Origin of the sequence: Corynebacterium mustelae, assembly GCF_001020985.1 — a bacterium.
Lineage (GTDB): Bacteria > Actinomycetota > Actinomycetes > Mycobacteriales > Mycobacteriaceae > Corynebacterium > Corynebacterium mustelae.
In genome coordinates this window covers 389,426-412,177 of record NZ_CP011542.1, presented here as the reverse complement: position 1 = coordinate 412,177, position 22,752 = coordinate 389,426, and the positions used below count along the sequence as shown (strand labels likewise).

The 22,752-nt window shown below is 51.9% G+C and carries 14 protein-coding genes; 5 read left to right on the top strand and 9 right to left on the bottom strand.

Going from position 1 to position 22,752, the window contains the following annotated elements; translation table 11 throughout:
- Nucleotides 1–363 precede the first annotated feature (363 nt).
- The 3 genes from CMUST_RS01930 to CMUST_RS01920 all read right to left on the bottom strand — a co-directional run bounded on the left by CMUST_RS01930 (nucleotide 364) and on the right by CMUST_RS01920 (nucleotide 3,106).
- Entirely contained in the window at nucleotides 364–1,515 is a 1,152-nt protein-coding gene (locus CMUST_RS01930) for a DUF3068 domain-containing protein (RefSeq protein ID WP_047261105.1), read from the bottom strand.
- Between the two features lie 66 nt (nucleotides 1,516–1,581).
- Nucleotides 1,582–2,559 (bottom strand): hypothetical protein, encoded by a 978-nt coding sequence (locus CMUST_RS01925; RefSeq protein WP_047261104.1) that lies wholly within the window; start codon nucleotides 2,557–2,559, stop codon nucleotides 1,582–1,584.
- A gap of 4 nt (nucleotides 2,560–2,563) precedes the next feature.
- Nucleotides 2,564–3,106 carry a hypothetical protein gene (locus CMUST_RS01920; RefSeq protein ID WP_144414097.1) on the bottom strand — a complete coding sequence of 181 codons (543 nt, stop codon included), beginning with the start codon at nucleotides 3,104–3,106 and terminating at the stop codon, nucleotides 2,564–2,566.
- Between the two features lie 123 nt (nucleotides 3,107–3,229).
- Here CMUST_RS01920 and CMUST_RS15710 point away from each other — a divergent pair, with 123 nt between their 5' ends.
- Nucleotides 3,230–4,033, top strand: coding sequence for a DUF1266 domain-containing protein (locus CMUST_RS15710; RefSeq protein WP_052844472.1), 804 nt, complete (start codon nucleotides 3,230–3,232; stop codon nucleotides 4,031–4,033).
- A gap of 43 nt (nucleotides 4,034–4,076) precedes the next feature.
- Here CMUST_RS15710 and CMUST_RS01910 read toward each other — a convergent pair whose 3' ends face one another.
- From CMUST_RS01910 to rplJ, 3 genes are all read right to left on the bottom strand, one after another.
- Nucleotides 4,077–4,637 (bottom strand): hypothetical protein, encoded by a 561-nt coding sequence (locus CMUST_RS01910; RefSeq protein WP_047261102.1) that lies wholly within the window; start codon nucleotides 4,635–4,637, stop codon nucleotides 4,077–4,079.
- Nucleotides 4,638–4,849: 212 nt separating this feature from the next.
- Nucleotides 4,850–5,236: a 50S ribosomal protein L7/L12 gene (gene rplL, locus CMUST_RS01905; protein ID WP_047261101.1), complete on the bottom strand. Its 387-nt coding sequence runs from the start codon at nucleotides 5,234–5,236 to the stop codon at nucleotides 4,850–4,852.
- Nucleotides 5,237–5,325: 89 nt separating this feature from the next.
- The gene (gene rplJ / locus CMUST_RS01900; RefSeq protein ID WP_047261100.1) at nucleotides 5,326–5,841 is read right to left on the bottom strand and encodes a 50S ribosomal protein L10; all 516 of its coding nucleotides are present in this window, start codon (nucleotides 5,839–5,841) and stop codon (nucleotides 5,326–5,328) included.
- Between the two features lie 721 nt (nucleotides 5,842–6,562).
- Here rplJ and CMUST_RS01895 point away from each other — a divergent pair.
- On the top strand, nucleotides 6,563–8,098 hold the full coding sequence (locus tag CMUST_RS01895; RefSeq protein WP_047261099.1) for a sodium/proline symporter: 1,536 nt from the start codon (nucleotides 6,563–6,565) through the stop codon (nucleotides 8,096–8,098).
- A 53-nt stretch (nucleotides 8,099–8,151) separates the two neighbouring features.
- Entirely contained in the window at nucleotides 8,152–8,664 is a 513-nt protein-coding gene (locus CMUST_RS01890) for a hypothetical protein (protein ID WP_236690140.1), read from the top strand.
- 99 nt (nucleotides 8,665–8,763) lie between these two features.
- Here the strand turns inward: CMUST_RS01890 and CMUST_RS01885 are convergent, their stop codons facing one another.
- Nucleotides 8,764–10,560: a PucR family transcriptional regulator gene (locus tag CMUST_RS01885; RefSeq protein WP_052844471.1), complete on the bottom strand. Its 1,797-nt coding sequence runs from the start codon at nucleotides 10,558–10,560 to the stop codon at nucleotides 8,764–8,766.
- A gap of 351 nt (nucleotides 10,561–10,911) precedes the next feature.
- On the opposite strand from CMUST_RS01885, the gene CMUST_RS01880 reads away from it, so the two are divergent.
- Together CMUST_RS01880 and CMUST_RS01875 are read left to right on the top strand one after the other, a co-directional pair.
- Nucleotides 10,912–12,411, top strand: coding sequence for a CoA-acylating methylmalonate-semialdehyde dehydrogenase (locus CMUST_RS01880; protein WP_047261097.1), 1,500 nt, complete (start codon nucleotides 10,912–10,914; stop codon nucleotides 12,409–12,411).
- 100 nt (nucleotides 12,412–12,511) lie between these two features.
- Nucleotides 12,512–13,843: an aspartate aminotransferase family protein gene (locus tag CMUST_RS01875; RefSeq protein WP_047261096.1), complete on the top strand. Its 1,332-nt coding sequence runs from the start codon at nucleotides 12,512–12,514 to the stop codon at nucleotides 13,841–13,843.
- 193 nt (nucleotides 13,844–14,036) lie between these two features.
- Here CMUST_RS01875 and CMUST_RS01870 read toward each other — a convergent pair whose 3' ends face one another.
- Both CMUST_RS01870 and rplA read right to left on the bottom strand, forming a co-directional pair.
- A complete protein-coding gene (locus CMUST_RS01870) occupies nucleotides 14,037–21,641 on the bottom strand; it encodes a DUF5979 domain-containing protein (RefSeq protein ID WP_047261095.1) in 7,605 nt (2,534 codons plus the stop codon).
- Nucleotides 21,642–22,030: 389 nt separating this feature from the next.
- Complete coding sequence (gene rplA, locus CMUST_RS01865) at nucleotides 22,031–22,735, bottom strand: 50S ribosomal protein L1 (protein WP_047261094.1); 705 nt, start codon at nucleotides 22,733–22,735, stop codon at nucleotides 22,031–22,033.
- Between the last annotated feature and the right edge of the window lie 17 nt (nucleotides 22,736–22,752).

Below are 22,752 nucleotides of genomic sequence, written 5' to 3'. Positions count from 1 at the left end.
TGAGCATTTCGGTCTGCAAGGGAATCGCCCGTACCTACATAGCACTAAAAAACCTTGTCAAACCGGGTTTTTACCCTCACTGAGCAAGGTCGTGTTTGTGCGGTGCGGATAGATTCCAGCGCAAAGAGCTATCTTATAGCCTTTTAACGCGAATGTAAAGGCCGGTGTTGCGCATTCACCTACCGGTGTGTTAATGCCCCAACATTCCTGGCTGACCTGATGCATTATGCACACCAACTGTGTGGTCATATGAAGTTAAAATTGGGCGTCCACCCGCTTGGCAAACACCATAGCAGCATCTTCCTATTTAGCAACTCACGCAACCGCCATTGTAGAAAAATTCACAGTTCAATTGCCTAAAAACTATTCCATCATTTCCTGGATTTCATTGGCTTTGCGTTGTCGTCTGCGTATCCGGAAAGCCCCAGCCAATCCGATGAGGGTTAATAAACATCCGATGCCAAACACGACCCAGTTAATGGTGCGAACAACACTACCGTCCGATATTTGTGAGGCTTGCGCTAAAAGCGCCGCAGCCTGCTCATCAGAAACAGAACCGGAGAACAGATGCGCGTCGGCAAGCTTTCCCCCCTGTTCGTCGCCATAATAGTCGATGATATCCTCATCAACATCAATGACCATCCCACTGATCTGATCCACATAGAAATCACGAGTTCCGGAATGGTAGAGATCAGCTGCCACCGTTTTCATTTCCGGGCCACCCGGTTGTTCCGCATTTTCTTCGGGCAGATTCTCCCCTCCCGTTGCAGGAGGTTCTGCGCCATCGGCAGGCGGTTGCAGGCCATCTGGAGTCAGCTCTTCACCCGGTTGAATTTCTTCTTGATGTGGGCCGACGAATTCTGCTGGAATCTCAATCGGGATCGTGGTGAAAAAATTTCGGTAGTTTCGTGCCACGTTTGTGGGTTCAATTTCCTGATGGTAACGGTAAATGGTGCGACCACCCCGTTGAATCGCTTCTTGGAAAACGGCAGGAGTGGTGCGCCGTAGGGTGGAATCAAATACCTCGTAGGTGGTTTGTTCCGCATTGCTGGGGAATTTCACCCAGTAACCGGAAAACTCCACAGTTTGCGGCGGAGTAGCCGGAACATCAACGAATTTCAGTGGTGAGGTATTTAATCCCGTGGTGCGGGCAAAGCTATACGTCCACACCGAAGCTTCCACCAACCGGTCTAAGTCGGATTGTTCTTCCGGAACTTGAATACCCGGCGCACCGCGTAGCAGCGAAACCCCGACCCGGGCGGTCGCTAAATCCGAATCCACTGGCGGCAGTATCTCCGCATGGTATTGCTTCGTCATCGGACCGGTGTAGGTGCTGCCGTCACCAGGCATCCGTTGGGTTGCGGAATCATCAACTAAGGTCACCGTGGTTTGAGTAAGCGCGAGCGGCATCCGGGCGTCGACAGGCACAACGTAGGGAAAAACCACGCCCCACGCGATCAAAGCGAAGCCAAGGCCAATGATAATGGCGGATGCAATTCGGGTCTTAGGCAGCATGACAACCAATTCTAACCGCTTTGTCCGCCGTAACCGTTGCTAGCGAAAACAACGTGGTTAGGGGCACTATTCGGCTAGACCTTCGCTTCTTAAAAATCCCGGAATATCTATTTCAACACCAAGATTAAGGAAGGAATACACGATCATTTCTTCCTCACTGATTTCGTTTACTACATAATATAGCTGCGGCATTTCGAGGATTTTTATGTTTTTATCTGGTTTAATAGTCACTCCAAAGTCCGCTTGTGGTTTCTTATCCGCTGCTTGGCGCACTTCCGCCACCGCTTCTTTTCCTTCCACCAGGTGGAAAACTGCCATTCCGTATTGGGTTGGAACAGCCGAACATGCAATTTTGTCTTTAACAGAAACTTCAAGCGAGTATTTAAGTTCCTCCGTAAACATGCACACTGGCATGCTTTTATCAACAAACGCCGGGACTTTACCTGCCCATTTTTCCGGAATCGGAATTATATTGCCGTCAGCCACCGGTGATTGAGGATCTAGATCTGGGCTAACGGGTTTTGGGAATGTTGGAATGGTGGGAATTTCAACGCTTAGCGACGGCACCGCCACCGTTGGCACTTCGATGGAAGCTTTTGGCTTGGCTGTTGTGGATCCAGAATCCGGCCCTGCAATAAGATACGCGACCACTGAGACGACGGAGATCACCACAACGCCCAGCAATACCTGCTGCCATGCCTTGAGCTTAATCACGGGTTCGGTCGGCGTCACCGCCCCGGAACCAGGCGCGGCACTGGCGAATTGGTGTGGTGATTGCTGCCCACCAGCGTGGTGTCCATCAAATTGCCCCGGAGGCTGCTGTCCACCGGGCTGTTGCCCACCCAGCCATTGCCCAGCACCCATGTGGTCTGATCCCGTTTGCGACGTTGGTGCCCCAGCTATAGCCGGTTGCCCCGAGCGCGCCGGTGGCATTGGAAGATCGTCGGGTCCGCGGTGGTCTTCCGGTACTGGGTTATAGGAAGATAATTGTTCCCGAGGTGGTAGGTTGCGATCAGGGCCGAAGTATTGCGGGTCGTAGGTCATCTGGTTACCACCACTTCTTGTTAATCAAGATTCCGGACAATTGATTATGCATTTCCTCAGCTGATGGATCCGGTGGGAGTTCACGGTGCATTGCTAGCCAATCTTCAAAAATATCCGAGATTGTCCGTTCTGGGCGCCACGATTGTGGTGGTTCTAGTTGATAGAGTGAAATCCAGCTAAGCGCATGGTGTAGACGGCTAAAACCCCGCGTTCCCAGACCGAAAATGGAAATCTCGGCATCGAAAACCTTGAGCACTAGCGTCGGATCGGGAGCATCGATGATGTCCCAACCGGTAATCATGTCGACATTGATTTCTTGTAATTGCCCAGGGCCGCTACCCAGCAGGATACGCCGGTTGGTAATCCCCACAAGAGAGTGGAATCCGGGCGAGGTGGTATCCGCCAATTCCAATACAAATTCTCCCGGTTGCAGGACGGATTCAATATCGCGCGCTACATGAAGCGCAGTTTCGGGGTATGTGGTTTTATCCGCACCAGCTCGTTCATAAGCCATCTGCACCGACATATCGGAGAAGAGTTGTTCCATAGATTAAGAAGATAGCATTATCAGCATTGATGCTTGCGGGGATTGTGGAATATTTTTCACTTTATTCATTTTTTCTAAAAACTTCGCCCACCTTGGTGTTTGATCTGTGTATGGTTAATAAGCATGCACGCTACTGTCACGGTATTGCCTTTTTCTCCCAATAAATCCACCAGTTTTAAGTGGTCATCGAAGAACCCGGACCCGCATATGGTACGAGCTGGTTCGTTTGGTTACATGTATCGTGATGTATTTCCGATTCGACCTGCTGTTGATGCTCCGGCTAAAAAACAAGGAGGACTGGTTCGAGGCGAGTTGGCAAAAGGCCTCAAAGAAATGTGGAATGTAGAAAACGAAGAACAGGTGCGCACTACCTGTGAGAACTTGCTTTCCACCGCCTACGGTTACCCCATGTATGATGCGATCATCGCACCGTCGGCACGCTTGCTTAGCGTAAAGAAAAATGCCGCCAACCCGTTGGATTTCCACCGCATGGTGGATGAATACACCATGTTTTTGCGTGGCTTGATGTATTACAACCATTATGATCCAGATCAAGCGACCAAGGCGTTTCAGATATGGATCGAGCGTTTTATTCACCCGGAATTTCAAAAAATTGCGCCCAAGGAAATCCCTGCGACGCTTCGAGCCTGGGATTTATTGCGGGTGGAGGCTGTTGCAGGCAATGGTGTGCGCGCTGGGTTGATCGCTCCAGAGCTGGGTGCGGAATATGCGCACCGGGCGGTGCGGGAGCTACAGCGTACCTTTGCAACATGGCACCAGGTGGCATTGAGTTATTGGTGGGGGCGGGCAATGTGGTTATCAGACGAACCGTTCGATGCCGAGCAGCATCTAATACACAACGATTGTCTGACCCGGTTGTTGGTTTCTCCAGATTCACCGTGGGTGCGGGTGCCGTTGCAACCGTGATATCTTTTTGCTTGTCGACGCACGGCTAAGCGTCGACAAGCAGTTACTGGCTGCGTACCGCAAACACGATGGCAGCCCGGCCACCTCGGCAGTCGTAGCCTTCCTCCCCCATTTTTTGGCAGGTCATGATGTATGTTTGTCGCGTAACTGGGCTATAGACGCTGAGTTTTGTGGTTTCCTCTTTCGGGTCGGGGTTGGCCTTGATGAGCGCAGAGCCGACGTTGATGACAAATTCATCACTGGTCGTGGCGTTTCCGGAGTAGACAGCGAATTCCCCGTCGCTCGTATCAGCAACATAGCGGGCGTCTTCTGGCGGAAAATCTATCAACGGTTTCGGTTCCGAGGTGGCTGCAGAAGATGTAGCAGTGGGTTCTTGACTTGTTGGTTGCGTGCTCGACTCATTGAGCTCGCTGACCTGGCTATCGTTGGTACTTGACGCCGAGGCGGAGGAACTAGCTGTCGTTGCCCCGCCCCGCCCTAATAATGTTGAACCTACAACGCCTGCACCAATAACGGCTAGTAGTAGCAGAATAAATAGTGTCGCAATCATCCCGGCAAGAACGACGAAATTTTTGTTTAGCCGTGGCTGTAATTGCCGCCCCATATGAAGTTATCCTCCATTCAATTCCATCTCCCTATCCCCCACCACTGTACCGGGACTATGTCTAATAATTGGCGAGTTCGCGCATAAAAATTGCGCAACTTGCGGGCCATGATGCAATGAAAGCGGCATTTGTAGCAGAATTTAAGCACAAAAATCCCCACCGAAGTGCGTATGTACTTCGGTGGGGACAGGAAACTTCGCGTAAGAAAGTCTTACTTGAGGGTAACCTTAGCGCCAGCTTCTTCCAGCTTAGCCTTAGCAGCCTCAGCGTCGTCCTTGGAAGCGCCTTCCAGAACAGCCTTAGGAGCGGACTCAACGAGCTCCTTAGCTTCCTTCAGACCCAGGCCGGAAACGATCTCGCGGACAGCCTTAATAACGCCGATCTTCTTAGCGCCAGCGTCTTCGATAACGACATCGAACTCGTCCTTCTCTTCCTCAGCTGGAGCAGCAGCACCGCCACCAGCAACTGCAACAGCAGCAACTGGAGCAGCAGCGGTAACCTCGAAGACCTCTTCGAATTCCTTAACGAACTCGGAAAGCTCGATGAGGGTCATCTCCTTGAAAGCTTCGATTAGCTCGTCCTTGGTGAGCTTAGCCATGATGGTTTTCCTTTCGGTATGTGGACCTAAGCGAACCTAGATCCGAAAAGTGGTGTTTTTATTGCCAAAGGCTGCAAGTGTAGCGGCCTTTATGCTTCCTTCTTCTCTTGGAGCGCAGCGGCGAGGCGTGCGACCTGGGAAGCAGGAGCGTTGAATAGGCCTGCGGCCTTTGCCAAGTTGCCCTTCATGGCGCCTGCCAGCTTCGCAAGAGTGGTCTCGCGGTTGTCCAGCTCAGCGATGGCGTTGACCTGATCTGCGCTCAGGGCATTGCCGTCCATGTAGCCACCCTTGACGATGAAAGCCTTGTTTTCAGAAGCGAACTTCTTCATAGCCTTCGCAGCGTCAACAGCTTCGCCTTGGATGAAAGCGACAGCGGTTGGGCCGACCAGCAGCTCGTCGAGGCCTTCGATGCCAGCTTCTTTAGCAGCCAGCTTCAACAGGGTGTTCTTGGCGACGGAGTACTGGACATCAGCACCGAGGGACTTACGCAGTTCGGTGGTCTGAGCAACACTCAAGCCACGGTACTCGGTGAGCACGAATGTGTCAGTTTCTGCAAAGCGCTGTTTCAGGTCTGCAAGAGATGCGTTGTTCTTGGGGTTTGCCATTACTTCGCCTCCTTCCTCATTAACAGTTATAAGGTGTAATCCGCCGAGGCTTTCACAACAAAAGCCCCGTGCAAGAGCACAGGGCACAACACTCACAATATGTAAGGATGAACTCTAAAGTGACTCCTGCGTGGGCCGTTCCATTTAGATGGAAACCTTCGAGCCACATGTGGCTGACCGACGGTCTTCGGTGAAACTTGAGTAAATGTGGCGGCTAAGCGCCATATTTTCAAACTTCGCGACAAACAGTATCAGCAAACCCCCGATCACACCAAATCAGCGACACTCTCCCTTTTCGAATGTGAAAATTTTGGCATTGTTTTTCTGACGATAAGCACCAACGTGCGCACACAAATAAAGACATCCGCGAATTAAAAATAGTGCCAGTACATAAGACAATGGCGCGCATGTGTAAAAAACAATGGCATGCATTTATCGGAATATAGGGCCAACCCGGACAGTGTGTACATTTTTGCCGACCAAACGAACATTTTTCACTTTCCATAACCACTTTGGACTGATTGAGTGAATGTAACGCATGACATTAATCACACAACTCCATATCAGAAAGGGGTTTACAACAGTTATGTTCGGACTTCCCGACTTCACATTCTTTGTCATAGTAGGTGTGAGCCTCATTTGGGTTCTCTACACACTTGTGTTTTGGATCCTGAGTAAAAATTGGCATTTGGCCGACGAAACCGAAGGGCAGTGATCAAATATGAATATCGCATTGTTCTTCCTCATCATTTATTTCATCGCCATGGCCGGCATCGGTGTATGGACAATGAAGCGTTCTTCCAATGATTCTGAGAGTTACCTCCTAGGCGATCGCTCCATCGGCCCGGCGGTTACCGCACTCCGGCTGCAATCATCCTCCATGTCCGGGTACATGTTCTTAGGGGCAGGTTCCTTGGCCTATACCCAGGGGTACTACAGCATGTGGTACGCCCTAGGCGATATAGGTGGCGGCATTATCAACCTCAGTGTTTTAGGTAGGCGAATGCGCAAGCTCTCGCAGAAGCTCGGGTCGCTGACCTCGATTGAGTACTTGGAGCATCGTTATCAAAGCAAATGGGTTCGTCTTGTCGCTGCGCCAGTGGCATTAGGTTGTTTATTCCTTTACGTGTTGTCACAATTTGTGGCAGGTGGTTCGGGGCTGGCATCGGTTACCGGTTTCGGCTTCAAAATTTCGTTATTGATAGCCGTGGGGGTCATCGTGCTGTACACCTTCCTTGGCGGCTACCTCGCCGTTGCATATACCGACTTTATCCAAGCGATCGTGATGCTTATCGGCATGCTCTGGATTTTTATCGCCACTTTGCAGTACATCGGCGGCTTTACCGCTGGCAATAAGGCGGTTGGTGAGATCAATCCAAATCTGCTGACAATGTGGGGTGCTGATTTAAGCTTCCAAGGGCAGTGGGGCGTGATTATTGGGGCACTCCTGCTGTTCTCTATCGGATACATGGGTTGGCCGCATGTGGTGGTTAGCCACATGGCAATGAAAAAGCCGTCGGTCGCCCGCACCGCTGGTGTTTATGCAACTATCTTTAACCTGCTGTTTATCCCAGCCCCGTATATTATTGGCATTTTCGCGCTACTCATTTTGCCGAGCTTGGACGACCCACAGCAAGCAATTTTTGAGGTGGCTAAAACAGTCTTGCCCACCTTCGCGGTCGGCATAGTCATGGCAGCTGTCATGGCGGCCATCATGTCCACGGCTGATGCATTGCTCCTACAAGCATCCACCATTGCCGCCAAAGATATCTTCGGCCGATTCATCATTAAAGATATGAATGAGCGACAAATGGTGTGGATTTCTAGGGGTGCGGTTCTTTTGCTGTCATTGGGCGGAATAGTGCTGGCATTCTGGCAGCCCCCTGCGGTGTTCGGACTGGTAGTTTTCGCCACTTCGATTCTCGGTAGTGCATTTGTGCCGGTTTATGTATGTGCTGTGTGGTGGAAAAAGGCAAACGCCGTGGGCGCCATCGCTTCCATGATTGCGGGAACCGTGGTCGTCATTTTCTGGCAACAAACCGGTCTGAGCGAAAGCACTGGTCTCGACCCGCTACTAACGGGTCTAACCGCTTCTACCCTATCGATGATCATCGGTTCCCTGGCAACCCAAACTAGCCACCCGGTGTCCAACGAAATCCTTGCCGCCATAGACGATGCTGCGAAAGTGACCCCAACCACCCACAGGTTAGACAAGGATGCCGATCCGACTCTGGCTCATCAATTCCCACCTGTATAATTTTGGACGTCTCGATGTACACCCCACCACTACGATCTCACTGTCTAGCGACATTGATAACCAAAGATGTCGCGATTGACACTGCGGTAACAACGCTAAAGCGAGCACTGCCACGCACCGATCCTATGCATGTGGTGGGGGCGTCGAAAAGCTACTTTCCGCTTCTCGGGTTGGCTTTCCAGCTTCGAAGTAATTCCGGCCCGGCGCGACGGCTTTCTGGCACCACCATGCATGTCGCGGTTGACCGGTGCTCCGGGACTCCAATTATCACTTCTCAGTGGCCACTTAGTCCGGATTGCGGCACCCCCAGCGGTGCACTTGATTGTTCACAATTGAAGTTCCGCGTAGATATCCCGACGGCGATTGATAGTGCACGGCACGCAGTGACCGCTAGTCTCATGCGGCGGTTGAAATTAGCGGCAGCTTTCGATTTGGAGGTGGTGGAGTGCTGGTGGCCGTTGTGGAAGCCAAATTGGTGTGTTCAGTTTTTAGGGCATGACGTTTTGGTTGATGCAATAACTGGAAATACCTCGGTGCGCACCACCGCGCAGGCAAAAGCTTCTTAAAACCGTTTAAGCCTTACCGTTACCGTTTTTCACAACACCCTAGCCACAGTATATGAATATGGCGGACGGCGAAATCGCAAGTGGCGCCACATTTGCCCGTTAATTACTCTGTGGCGGCAAGCTGCGAAGCGCCAGGGATATGGCAAAGACTGCATCGCCATCGGCTAGATCGACCCCCAGCAACCTCTCAATGGTGGCTATTCGAGAGTACAGTGCTGTTCGGGAAAGGTGCAGTTGCTCGGCAGCGGCGGTGCGGGAGGTGGGGTTGGCGATGACTGCGTGGAGGGTGTCAATAAGATCGCCGGAGTTCTTGTGATCGTGCACTAGAAGCGGTTCCAGCGTGGTTGCTACGTATTCTTGGATGCGCACATCGTCACGTAAATGAAGTAGCAAGTATTCGACCGGGGTTCGTGACAGCGGTACGACGGTTATCGCTGCGCGCGGCATGGGTTGTTGTTCTTGCTGAAAGAGTTGGCGGATGAGCGCTGATAATTCCAATGTGCCAGTACCAGCGGCGGCAGTTGTTATGCGGATTTTGGTGTCTGTTCCAGCAATGATGGTTTCGGCTATGTGACGCAAGTGCCCTGCGATCGTTGCAGATAGTGGTGGGGTGTTTTCGGTTATGGGGACAGATAGTGCAGCGATAATGACCCGCGGATCGGTTTCTACAGTGGTGGCAAGAAAATCGGAGTTGGGGAAGGCTTTTTTAATATGCTTTCGGAAACTGGTTGGTTCCACATATCTGCCGCTGTGTTCAATTTTAAGCGCCATCATTTCCCGGTTATTCATGCGGAACCCGGAGGCGGATAGAACCTCTTTTACCCCATCAACGCTGGTATAGCGATTGTGTACGAGCCGTTCGATCGCGGTTTTTTCAATCAGATCCACCCAGGAATAGGGGTTCGTGCTGCCGAGCCGTTCCATGGCTAGGGCGGTTGCTGCTTGACTGAGAATATGGTCGCCACCAGCGGCGCTGGTGCTTCTGCCGAAGTAGAATAACCGGCCCCAGACTGTACCTCGGGCTTGGATATCTATCATTGTCCACAGGTTCGCCCCATATCCGTGTGACACTACATCTTCGGTTAGCGCTTTGACTACTGCCTTTGCTCCGGTTTCCCCGCCCGCCCCCACGGTTACGCATTGGATGAGGCTACCGTAGGTGCCGATGGTGGTTGACCAATTTCGGGATTGTTCGCTCCAGTTTGCCAACAACACGCTTGGAACCATGTGCCCTTCGGAATATCCGACTACTTGGTGGGATAGATCTTCTAAAACCACTGGGCAGCCCAATAGTCTGCTGGCGTGGTCGAGTATTTGCATCGTGGGCGCGCCGTTGATGATGAGAGAATTAAAAGACTCGGTGACGAAATGAATTTCGGTGACCTGCGTGATTTTATTGTTCAGCAGCAGGGTATGGACGTTTTCGGTGAGTTCAGTGAACTTTACCTCGTCGAAAAGCACGATCAACGGCAGGTCGTATGCACGACAGGCAGTGACAACATCGGTGGGGACTTCTTGCCACTGGGAACCTAACTCTATTAAAAGGGCTGCGGCATTGTGCCCAGCGAAGGTGGCGATCATTTCGGTGCGTTGATCTGCAGTATCACCCCAGGCTATCCCGGTAGTTAACAGCAATTCGCCACCAACGAGCAGCTCACCAGTTCGCACCGCATCTGCGATGTGCACCCACCGCACTGGGCGGTCTAGGTCCCGAGGGGCACACAGCGCTTCCACACGCGCACCAGAAAGCGTTGGAGTTTCCAGCACGTCGCGAATCGTTAAAAATGCGCCATATTCCCAGTCATTGACAGTTGATTGTAGGTTATCAGATCCGTTAAGGAGAGCTCCACGGCGTGAGGGAGGCTGATTTTTTGGTGGTACTAGTGACTGCGGCATTTTTCTCCCTTTAGGTGACGCTTGACGACGCTGCCCTCACCGTAGCATTCATTAGGACTGTACAATGTGTCCTTTTTATATCAAATGAGCAAACATTTCGCGGCTATCCGAGCACCATTGCCCACTTTTAGCATAGATATAACCGGTGTTTTCGCGTTTACTCGATCATAGCCGCCGCTTAAAACTATCCGACGATAAAGCATGTCTACGGCAGCAACGGCCGGATATTGTGCAGAAGTTAAGGCGGCGTAATGGCAATGAAAAAGGACGGAGCACCAAACCGGTTGACATTATGTTCACCGCAACGGCATATCCGTTGCGCCCGATCCGCTAGTTTGAGGAGCACCTCGCATGATAGTCCCACATTTCATTAACGGAACCGAGTTAACAAGCCATTCCGACAGCGCCCCTAGTACCGGCCCAGTTTTCAATCCCGCAACCGGTGCGGAAATCCGCCGCGTTGCGTTTGCAGATTCAAAGACTCTAGAACATGCCCTTGATGTAGCTGAAGCCGCGCTACCTGGTTGGCGTGCCACCGGTATGGCGAAACGTGCCCAAGTGATGTTTAATCTGCGCGAAATTATCGTGTCCAGGTCTGCCGAACTGGCTGCGGTAATTTCGGAGGAACACGGAAAAGTTCTTTCTGATGCGCTTGGCGAAATCACCCGCGGTTTGGAAAACGTTGAATTCTGCGCCGGGGTCGTGCACCACATGAAAGGCGAGCACCTTGAACAAGCCGCTTCGGGAATTGATGTGCACCAAACCCGGCAACCGGTCGGTGTGGTTGCGTGCATAACCCCGTTTAATTTCCCTGCGATGGTTCCGCTGTGGATGATCTCCACCGCGATAGCTGCGGGAAATACTGTAATTTTAAAGCCCAGTGAAAAAGACCCCTCAGCCGCCAACTGGATCGCCAAGGCTTTTAAAGAAGCGGGGCTTCCCGATGGTGTGCTCAATGTTGTGCATGGGGATAAACAAGCCGTCGATCATATCTTGAGTTCTACTCGAATAAAAGCAGTCAGCTTTGTTGGCTCCACCCCGGTTGCCAGCGCCATCTACTCCACAGCTTCGGCGCATGGAAAACGAGTCCAAGCTTTAGGCGGTGCGAAAAACCACATGGTGGTCATGCCAGATGCGGATATTGATGCAGCGGCGGATGCGGCGGTTTCTGCAGGCTATGGCTCTGCAGGCGAACGCTGTATGGCGATCTCGGTGGTTGTCGCTGTTGGCGCAATAGCGGATGAATTGGTAGAAAAAATCACCGAGCGCACCAAGAACCTCACCGTAGGGCGGTATGACGACCCGGCTGCCGAAATGGGGCCAGTGATTACCAAAGAGTCACTTGACCGAATAGCTACTTTCGTCGCTGAAGCACCCCAACACGGCGCGGAGGTTATTGTTGATGGCCGCGAGTGGGATTTTAGTCATCTGCCGGGCGAAGGCTATTTCATAGGGCCTTCGGTTATCGACCATGTGCGGCCTGGAATGCCCTGCTACGACGAGGAAATCTTCGGCCCGGTGTTGTGTATCGTGAGAGTTGATAGCTACGACGAGGCGGTTGAGATGATCAATGCAAATAAGTTCGCCAATGGCACCGCCATTTTCACCCGTGACGGTCGCACGGCCCGAGAATTTGAATTCGCTATTGAAGTGGGCATGGTGGGTATTAACGTTCCCATTCCGGTTCCTATCGGTGCGTTCTCCTTCGGTGGTTGGAAGAATTCGCTATTTGGCGATACTCACATGTACGGCCCAGAATCTTTCAATTTCTATACTCGCCGCAAAGTGGTGACCTCGCGGTGGCCATTGCCCGATGAATCGCAGATTAATCTTGGGTTCCCGACCAACTAACTACCGTCTCGGCTGGTGACTAGCCCACCGGCTAAGTCGGTACCTGACAGTTTCCAAGCTTTTTTAAGACACCCAACCTTCGTTTTGTTAAGGAGAGTTCATGAGTTCGAACGCCGATATTAAAACCCTCGATCGCAGCTATGTGTTTCATTCCTGGTCAGCACAAGATTTGATCGATCCACTGCCGGTCAAATCTGGTGATGGCAGCTATTTCTGGGACTATGAAGATAACCGCTATCTCGATTTCTCTTCCCAATTGGTCAACCTCAATCTAGGACACCAACACCCTCGTCTCATCCAATCCATCAAGGATCAAGCTGAGGCGTTATGTACGGTTGCTCCCAGTTTTGCGGAAAAAACCCGCTCCGAACTAGCAGAACTAATCGTCACTGAAGCAGGAACTGACAACTTCGCTGGTGTGTTCTTCACCAATGGCGGCGCGGAAGCGGTGGAAAACGCGGTGCGTATGGCGCGGCTGCACACCGGTCGTCGCAAAGTAATGGCCATGTATCGCTCCTATCATGGTGCGACCTCAACCGCGATCAGTCTCACGGGTGATCCGCGCCGTTGGCCCAACGAGCCAGCCGACAACTCGATCGTGCATTTCTTCGGACCGTATCTCTACCGTTCCCCATTCCACGCCACCACGGAGGCAGAAGAAGCCGAACGGGCGTTGGAGCATCTGGAAAACCAAATCATGTTAGAGGGCCCGGCTACCATCGCCGCGATCATCATCGAATCGGTGGTGGGCACGAACGGCATTTTGGTGCCGCCGCCTGGGTATCTCGCAGGGGTGCGCAGGATCTGTGACAAATACGGCATCATGTATATCGCCGACGAAGTAATGGCTGGTTTTGGCCGCACCGGGACCATGTTTGCGTTCCAGAATTTCGATGTCACACCAGACCTGATCACATTCGCCAAGGGCGTAAACTCAGGCTACGTACCGCTTGGCGGTGTCATCATGTCGCACGATATCCGCAAGACTTTCGGAACCCGCGTGTTTCCTGGCGGACTCACCTATTCGGGACACCCGCTAGCCTGCGCACCTGGTGTGGAAACGTTCAAGATCTTCGCCGATGAAAGGATCTTAGAGCATGTACAGCACCTTGCCGCGACTGTTATCGCCCCCAAGCTTGAAGAACTGCACCAAAAATATGATTGTGTTGGTCAGGTGCGGGGCTTAGGCATGTTTTGGGCGATCGAATTGGTCAAAGATAAAGAGAGCCGCACGCCATTGGTTCCGTTCAATCCAACTGCGGAGGAAAACGCCCCGATGGCCGCATTAACTGCGGAGTGTAAGAAACGTGGCCTGTGGCCGCTGACCCACTTTAACCGAATGCATGTCGCTCCACCGTTGAATATTTCCGAAGCCGATCTTTCAACCGGCTTGGATATTATCGACGAATCCATCGGCGCAGCATTGGGCTGATAATGAGCAGATAGCGCACACCGTGCCGCACCTCACGTGGCACGGTTTTTGCTTGTCGACGTCGACATGCACTGAAACGAACATTAAAAAATCTTGCTGTCCATATTCATCGGGGATCTGACAGAAAAAGCGACGCACCGGTTGCTCCCGGCGCGTCGCTTTGTATCTTTTAGGTGCAGTTACCTGCTCTAAGCTACGACCTACGGCGAATGATGATGCTACCTGCGAACAGGAGAATCACACCGATTAGTCCTAGGGTGACCACGTATTCCGAGGTACCAGTGACCGCGAGATTCTTAGCTCCGGCAGCCTTGGATGCCTTCGGCGTTGGTGTGCCCTCTTCCGGTTGCGGTGCGATGACCGGCGGCGCTGGTGGTGCTGGCTTGGTCACTGCATTGACCACCGGTACAACCAACAGTCCAACAGCTGCCAGGATTCCTGGGATGATCGTTACGTACGTATTCGACATCTCATATACCGGAACCTCGGTAGCACTTTCAATGGTGAACTTGCTGTCACCTTCATAGCTATGAACAAACAGTGTTCGTTTCGCACTTGGTTGATCTTGGTCTACCTCACATGTGGTCCCCAACGGGAATCTACGCGGGATTTGTACCACCGTGGAATCACCAGTAACCGCCATTTGTTCCTGATAGGTGCCGCCGCGTGGGTCGGTGCAGGAATAATTCACGTAGAATTTATCCTTCTTAAACCACGGCCAGCCGTATACGTGAACTTGTACCGCAAACGTGCCAGTTTCGCGTCGATAAGCGTTGTCGAAGGTCGCTGTCACCGGGTCTTTTGCAACCGTGATGTGCTGTGGCTGCGGCGCAACCCACTCAAAACCTGCATGAGGTGCTGGATTTTCAGTAATGGTACACGTGGAGTTCACTGGCATTTCATCAGACCAGGCGGTCTTGCCGTCCGCCTTCACCGTGAGAGTTCCTTTTGCAGCGACTGCGCCGTCATAGGCTGGCGTACAGGTGTAGCTAAACGTGTAGTCCTTACCGGCCAGCAATTCCTCCTGGAAGTCGGCGGAAACCTGCTTGACTACACCAAATTTCGAAAGGATTGGTGCGTAGGAGTTTTCCGCCTTGATTTCGACGGTAGCACCCTTGGTAACTTCGACGGTTACGGACTTCGTCGCTGTAGCTTCACCACCGTTGACGCTTATCGACGTCGCCACGGTTGCGTTTGACACTGCACTATCCTGCTCAGTCACGGTGCACTCACCGGTCGGTATATCTGTAACGGTCACCGAATTGTTGGCGGTGACCGTTACCGTGTCGGTGGTTGTGGTCTTTGCGGCATCATCACCAACGCATTCGTAGCTGAAAGTGAAGTCTCGCGGCGCCAAAGCTGCTGCATTGCCCGTAACCTTTTTGGAAATCCGCAGGGTGCCGACATCGCGGGTGTAGGTATTAGTTAGTACCACAGGTTTGATCGGGCCAGTTCCAACATCAATCCGGGCACTAGGAGCAAACTCGGAGGTTAGGGAATAACCGTTCCTGTTGTGTTGTTTTTCTTTCAACGTACACGTAGTCCCTGTCGGGATACCGTCAATCACTGCCTCGGTCTTACCGTCACCAACAACCTTGAGAGTTCCCTTCTTATCACCACAGGTGTAGTCCACGTCGAAGGTTTCTTGGGTCGGTTGTACCTTCGCATCAACGATTACCTTTTTGATAACCGCAACCTGATTGGTCTTACGCACATACTCGTTACGCACTTCTACCCGAGTCGGTTGCTGAGCATTACCGACAACCACTCGTTGTGGCTGTGGTGGGTCCCAGTGGAAGCGGTCATCGTCTGCCGGACGTTCCGTGATCGTACATTCAGTACCAACCGGCATTGATGGGCTCACCGCTGGCTTGTTCTCAGAAATCGTCAGTTCGCCAGGTTGTGCTGGTGCACCTGGGAACGCTGGCGTGCACTGATAATCGACGACAAATGTCTTGCCCGCCACAAGTTCCTTATCCCGATCAGCGGTAACAACCTTGACCACCTCGAAGGTACCTTCATTAGCCGTATAGGTGTTCGTTGCTGCCACCTGCACCGTGGCGCCTTTTGTCACAGTGATGGTTGCGGAATCAGCTGGCTGCACAGCTTGACCGTTGACGCTAAAGGTCACATCGACTCGACCATTTTTAATAGTGTGTGCTTCCTCGGTGATCGTGCAGCTGCCAGTTGGTACATCTGCAATCGACTTCATCGGCTCGGCTTTGGTCACGGTGACCGTTCCGTTGCGCTTGGTGCGCTGAGCATCGTCACCAACGCACTGGTAATTAAAGGTGAAGCTCTCAGGAGCCAAGACCGCAGCATTGCCGTCGAATTTCTTCGCGATGCTAAATCCGCCTTTTTCCCGAACGTAGTTATTGGTCAACGTGACTGGCACAACCTGGCCCTTTTGCGCGACCACTACCTCGGTTGGGTTAAACTGCGCCACCACACCATAACCATCGCGTTCTTTGAGAGTTTCGGTGAAGGTACAGGTGGTACCCGTAGGAATGTCGTTAACAATCGCAGGGGTGGTGCCGTCACCTTGAACCTCCACGGTGCCGGTTTTTGCACCACAGGTGTAGGACACCTGGAACGGTTCGGCACTTGGCTGTGGTTTACCGTCAACCACAACGTTCTTGGTCAGGCTGAAGCTACCGGTGTCACGGGTATAGGCATTGGTCAACGTAACTTCTTTAATCTCGGGTGCAGCCCCGATAGTCACAGAGTCCGATGGATTGAAGCTTGCCACCTCAGTAAAACCAGTAACCTTCGCGGAAGCTGGAGTTTCTTGCAACTGGCAAACGGAACCTTCCGGTATAAGCGGTGATGTTGCGTTGCCACCAGCTGGTACCTGCAGCTGACCCGTAATCGCGGGGCTTCCAGGTTGTGCCTTCGGGTCGACGCATTCGTAGGTTACCTCAAAGGTGCGCCCTTGGGCTTGATCCGTTAACCCTGAAATGGTCTTCGTCACCCGGAATGAACCCTGCTTGCGAGTATAGGTATTGACTACTGTTATTTCTGCACCGGTGTTCTCCGCGATCTGCTGGCGAGTACCAAGATTCTGGGTCAAGGTATAACCGTCACGTTCAGCTGGATCTTCGCCGGTGACGCGGCAGTCAATTCCGATAGGGAAGAATCCAACGACAGTGGACTGGCCTGCTTCTACTTGCACTTTTCCTTGCGCAGGTACCGCCGGTGAATCAACCGCCTCCGTTTGCTTTCCTTCCGCATCACAGGTGTAGAAGATGTGGAAATCCTCCGAGCCACTAGAACCATTCGCAGCAACCTGTTTGGTGATCTTAAACGGCGCCGCTGGCTTTCCGTAAGTATTAACCACGGTGATCGCCAGTGTTTGTTCCGCATCACTAGCTGTGACTACGGCGGGGTTATCAATCGACGGGTGGTCAGAAACTGCGCTCTGTGCGCCATGGTTTTCAGTTTCAACGGCGAAACACCGCGCACCGAGAGGCAACAGTACGTCACCGGGTGTGCCGTCGTTAGCAATAATGGTTTCGCCCTCTCCGGTGATCTGAACATTTCGGCGTTCTAGAATCTTATCGTCAGTATTCGCCGCCAGACAGGTCACATCGAAGCTGAAAGTCTTGTTGCGAACCTGGTCCTTTCCAGCTTCGTCACCAGCCAACCGCTTGACAATCTTTAGCTTACTGCCAGTGTAATTATTGCTGATTACCGCAGTCGCCCCAGATTGCGCAGGGTTTTGCGCATTATAAGCAATAGTGACCCGCTGCGGCTGTAGCTGTCCTACAACCGAATCGGATTTACCGACGGTACGTTCAGTCACATTACAAGTGCTTCCCACCGGGATATTTGGCACCGGAGCCGCTTGCTTGGTTGTTTCACCAGCCTGGAAACTAATTCTGCGGGTTTCCTGCAACTGTTGCCCTGCACCGGTGGTACATTCAATGCCAAATTCGAAGCTGTCCCCGGCCGCAAAAGCCGTGCCAGGTCCCGTGATTCGCTTTTCGACGATCAACTGCCCCAGCGCGTAGTATCCAGCATCAATGCTGCGGTTATCCTCCCCCGCTTGAAGCGCAATCGGATCGGACTGTCCGGTCCCAGCATCAGCATTGGAGTCTGTGTTCACTGCCGCGCCGTCACCTTTAACGGTTCGTTCATGATGCGCTGGTTTGGAGAAGCTAACCACATAGCCTGCTTGATTTGCAGCACGCAAGTTCTCAAAGAGATAGGCACCATCACCAGACGTCTTCGCCTGACGGTTCACTGGGTTACCAAGATCATCCGTACCAGTGAGCGTGACATCGATATTGCCCAATGCTGGCTCATCAGTACGCTCCCCTTGGATTCCATCCCGGTTCATATCCAACCAAGTGTAATCACCGATCGTTGCGGCAATCACCCGTTCCGGACGCGGAATCGGGCCAACAGTTTGGCTGAAACCGGTAGCGGAAGCCGCAACCTGGTTGACATAAACATCGCCTGCGGCGTTACCGATACCGACCATGTGGACATCGAACTCTACAACTTCGTTTGGTTCAAACACACCAGGACGTTGCACCCGCAAACCAGTTACTTCACCGGCATTAGCTGGACATTCACCAGTACCGCTAACCTTTTGACCGTTTTCCGCGCTATCACACCAGGCAGTTGCACCTGTGGCACCGTTTGATGGATGCTTCGGATCAGGGCTGATCGTAGTGTTCTTTGTAAACAGAATCTTTACTTTTTGATTGGGCTTCTCATTTCCTTTCTTTACTACCGTTTCGACGTAATCGAAATCGCCAGAGAAATTAGTCTGAGTCTCACCTGGTGCCGCAACCCCCATGCGAGGCAACACGTCAATGATATCTACATCGCTGACGTTAGTTGCACGAGGAAGCGTGTTGGTCACCCGAACCCGCCACTTGTTTAATTCTTTATTCTGGTTATTTGCGTCATTGAGCTGAACAACAGGGGTGAGCGCTTCCTTGGCAAGCTTGATGCCCGCCGGGTTAGTGATCTGAATCTGGGCATCATTTCGGCGCACTTTACGTAACGATGCATCATCAGCGGCCCAAACATAAGCAACGTTATTGAAAGTACCCGAATCAGCAGCTTCCCTTACCTGAGCTTCAAGGATAATCGGTTCGATTTCGGTATTGACCTCATGCTGCGGAAACTCCCAGCGCAAGTACGTCTCATCAGCAGCACAAGCGTTGGTACCTGCTGCTTCACCAGGAGCTTGAGTCACTCCAATTTTCGCATCACCTGGGGTACTGCCCTCTTCAATGACATTAGGTTTCCGAGAAGCATTGCGATATACCAGTGCCTTTGGCAAGCAATCCTCCACCCACACATCCGTATGATTACCACGCGCCGAGGACGGCGAGGTAATGGTGGGACGAATTTGGTATTCGACAGTGTCTTCACCCTGCAATTGCGGCGGAGTATCGCTAAACGAACCAGATGTGCCTTTACGAACGGTCTTATCGATTCGTGCTTGCACTGAACCGTAAATTAAACGGTCTCCTGCAGCACCGGAATGTTTAGCAGGATCATATGACGAAACTTTAGCGCTCTTCTTGTCGGCCAATACCCCTTGAAGGTCAAGGTTTTGGTTAGGAACCTCTTTCAGCGATACCCAGTTGGGAATAATATCCCCTGGTGGGTTATCAGTCTTGGCAACTTTTTGTGCGATGGAGATCGCAATGCGACTACCAGCACCAACGGAAACAGAATTGGCTACCGGGCCCGGCAAAACCGTATGAATACGAACCCGACCTACCCCAGTGAATACTCCCTTGGCAAGCTCGCCGGCATCGTTACCTGGAACATCTTCCGGATTGTCGTACCACTGAATGTTGTTATCGTAGCAATCCGAATTATTCCCAGGAGAACCGCTCTCAGCTGCGTATTGAACCTTGATAGCTGGAACCTCAGATGCACTGGTTGCCCAGCGAGTTCCTCCGGATCCATCAGCTATATTGTTGTACCCAGAAATCCACACTGGCTGGCCATTAGAAGGCACACCCTGTAAAAAGATATTCCGATGTTTGGATGCAGGAATATCCTTACGCATCAGATGCAAACGCGTTTTATCCCAGGCATCACATGTCACCAGCGAAATATCTGCGGGCAGTTCTGGAAGCGAACCAGAAATTTCAATTTGGGACAAAACCTCTTGCCCGCCCATCACCGTGATATCACCGCTGCGAATAGTTGCCCCACCTGGCGGCCCTTCACCACGAGCTCCGTAGCCGGGCGAAAACTCTTGCGGCAGCATATTCCGTTCGGTGCCGGGAACACCAGTGAAAGCCTTGTTATATTTCGATCCTATTTGCACATTCGGGCTGGAGTCTCGGTAATCATTAAAGGTTAGTTGTGCTGCTGGATCATTGGTGTCCGCCCCGGTAAAGCCTTGGATTTCTAAGTTCCGGATCTGCATTTTTTTAGCAAGAACCCAACTATTGTCTCCTTGCACCCCGAAATCAAGAATCGTCGGAACAGGCACAAAAACTTTAAAGGAATGAGAAACCGCAAAGGCTTTTCCTGCAGGAATCGGTGTAGCGCTTGGTTGGATTAATTTAGTGGGATAGGTAATTAACGAAAGATCTGCACCACTAATGGTGATCGGGACTTCTTCAACGGCAAGCTGCCCACCACCATCTATATTTCTAGCTGGCACACCTGCATACGAGATAGTACCGGAGTCACGTACCGCGTTTTCTGGTGTCGCAGCCACTCCTGCGTAACGATGCGTCTGGTTGGGGCTAGGGATCGAGTAGAAGTTATCGTTATATGCTAAACGGACGCCGTATTTTTCTTTATTGTCCCGAATTTGCTGGCGTTGTTGTGGGGTGAGATTGGGAAATAAAGTTTCCAAATCCATGCCTAGCGTGAATCTAATGTCACCCACGGCAGGCATAGTCCCTTTACCACCAGACGGTGCGGACAGCAATAGGCTGTAATCAAGCCGCTTACATACCAGTTGCCGATTCCAGGGACAAGGCTCAGACGCCGGGCCATATACGTACCCTGCGTTTTCCTTATCGAAAACGCCATTGATGGACATATCCCATTTCGGGCGCGAGGATACCCGCACCGCAGGCAGGTTCCCTTCTTCAACACTAAACGGTTGCTGCCCATCAAGTTCTAGTATCGCTGACACTGGTTTAACTTCAGCGTTATTGTGAAGAAGGTTTGACACCTTAACCGTGATTGGGACTTTAACCAGCTGCCGGGGTGCGAAATTGACCTTACAAGACAGTTCTTGCTCGGGAAGCGCATCAACCGAGGTGCTAGTAATCGGCAGTGGTGGATACGTAATTTTCTCCGGGGTAAGAGTGGACCCGGCTAGACAGTTACCTGGGATTTCAGGAAGCTCCAGCCCTTTAGGAAACCGAATCTTTATCGTGGGATTGTCTCCGCTATCGACATTCATCCGATAACTCAGTTGATAAGTGATCGTGTCGTTAGTCCGAACTATGCCATTCTTCTCAGCACTGTCATAACCCGCGTCGTTGGTTCCATCGAAAGGCGCAACACCGTCATTCAGGACTTCTACCTCAAGATCCAGTGGCGCGTTTAGTTGGCTGTTGTGAAGATTGTAATCTTCGTCAGCAGGCTTCGGTCCCGTATCGGAAGGCGCGTCATTTCCCCCATTCGGTGACGCTGGTACGGTAGCAAGCCCCGGCTGCGGAGTAGCAGGCGCTTCCGGAGGGCCATCCGGTTCTTCAGGATCTGTATAGGACGACTCAATAGACGCGTCAGATACGCTGGGCTGGGCTTGCACTATGGGCGTGCCGGACGCAACCAGGGGCGTAATGGCAATAAGAGTCAATATCTTACGCCAGCCCCTCCATTTACTTCCGTTTTTCAATTCTCTTTTCCTTAGCAGCAAGCTCACCTTGACCACTAGCTGAGAAACCCAACCTGAACCTACATAGATTAAGAAATAACTAAACTAGTAAAACTCACGCTAGATTCCCGCAATGACTACGGCGAACAAGATAAAAATTACATACGCAATAATACTATCCTTAATTAATCCTAATTTTCAAGATAGGTTTAAATAAACCTGAAGCCATTAAAGTGTTAAGTTTTTAGAGGCCCCATGTAGCGCCCATTAAGGAATCCACAGCACGAAAAAGCCCGTTGCCGACCGACATTTTTAGTCAACGGGCAACGGGCACACACCATCACAGTGTGTCACGCGGTTATTTCACCACATTAGGCGGTGAAGTTTTTCTGGATCGAAGGATCAACAGGGATACCAGGCCCCATGGTCGAAGCAATGGTTGCCTTCTTGATGTAGACACCCTTTGCGGACGATGGCTTGATCCGGTTGATTTCGTCGATAAGCGCACCGTAGTTCTCAGCAAGCTGCTCAGCAGTGAAGGAAGCCTTACCGATGATTGCGTGCAGGTTAGCTGCCTTGTCAACGCGGAAGGAAATCTTACCGCCCTTAACCTCAGCAATAGCCTTGGTTACGTCGGTGGTAACGGTGCCGGTCTTTGGGTTAGGCATCAAACCACGTGGACCAAGAACGCGGGCAACCCGCCCAACCTTAGCCATCTGGTCTGGGGTAGCGATAGCTACGTCGAAGTCGGTCCAGCCCTCGGTGATCTTTTCAATCAAGTCATCCGAACCAACGGCATCTGCACCAGCAGCTTCTGCCTCGGTTGCCTTTTCGCCAGCTGCGAAAACAACAACGCGAACGGACTTACCGGTACCGTGCGGCAACGAAACGGTACCACGAACCAGCTGGTCAGCCTTACGTGGGTCAACGCCCAGGCGCACTGCAACGTCGATAGTTGCATCGAAGTTCTTAGAGGAGGTCTCCTTAGCCAGCTCAGCTGCCTTCAATGGGGTGTAGAGACGACCCTTGTCAATCAACTCTGCTACGGCCTTGTAAGCCTTAGAATTCTTGCTCATTAGTGAAATCCTTTTAC

What these genes read in the sequence shown, in the direction of transcription:
- CMUST_RS01930 (WP_047261105.1), bottom strand. Translation starts at nt 1,515, where the DNA reads ATGCTGCCTAAGACCCGAATTGCATCCGCCATTATCATTGGCCTTGGC.
- CMUST_RS01925 (WP_047261104.1), bottom strand. Translation starts at nt 2,559, where the DNA reads ATGACCTACGACCCGCAATACTTCGGCCCTGATCGCAACCTACCACCT.
- CMUST_RS01920 (WP_144414097.1), bottom strand. Translation starts at nt 3,106, where the DNA reads ATGGAACAACTCTTCTCCGATATGTCGGTGCAGATGGCTTATGAACGA.
- CMUST_RS15710 (WP_052844472.1), top strand. Translation starts at nt 3,230, where the DNA reads ATGCACGCTACTGTCACGGTATTGCCTTTTTCTCCCAATAAATCCACC.
- CMUST_RS01910 (WP_047261102.1), bottom strand. Translation starts at nt 4,637, where the DNA reads ATGGGGCGGCAATTACAGCCACGGCTAAACAAAAATTTCGTCGTTCTT.
- rplL (WP_047261101.1), bottom strand. Translation starts at nt 5,236, where the DNA reads ATGGCTAAGCTCACCAAGGACGAGCTAATCGAAGCTTTCAAGGAGATG.
- rplJ (WP_047261100.1), bottom strand. Translation starts at nt 5,841, where the DNA reads ATGGCAAACCCCAAGAACAACGCATCTCTTGCAGACCTGAAACAGCGC.
- CMUST_RS01895 (WP_047261099.1), top strand. Translation starts at nt 6,563, where the DNA reads ATGAATATCGCATTGTTCTTCCTCATCATTTATTTCATCGCCATGGCC.
- CMUST_RS01885 (WP_052844471.1), bottom strand. Translation starts at nt 10,560, where the DNA reads ATGCCGCAGTCACTAGTACCACCAAAAAATCAGCCTCCCTCACGCCGT.
- CMUST_RS01880 (WP_047261097.1), top strand. Translation starts at nt 10,912, where the DNA reads ATGATAGTCCCACATTTCATTAACGGAACCGAGTTAACAAGCCATTCC.
- CMUST_RS01875 (WP_047261096.1), top strand. Translation starts at nt 12,512, where the DNA reads ATGAGTTCGAACGCCGATATTAAAACCCTCGATCGCAGCTATGTGTTT.
- rplA (WP_047261094.1), bottom strand. Translation starts at nt 22,735, where the DNA reads ATGAGCAAGAATTCTAAGGCTTACAAGGCCGTAGCAGAGTTGATTGAC.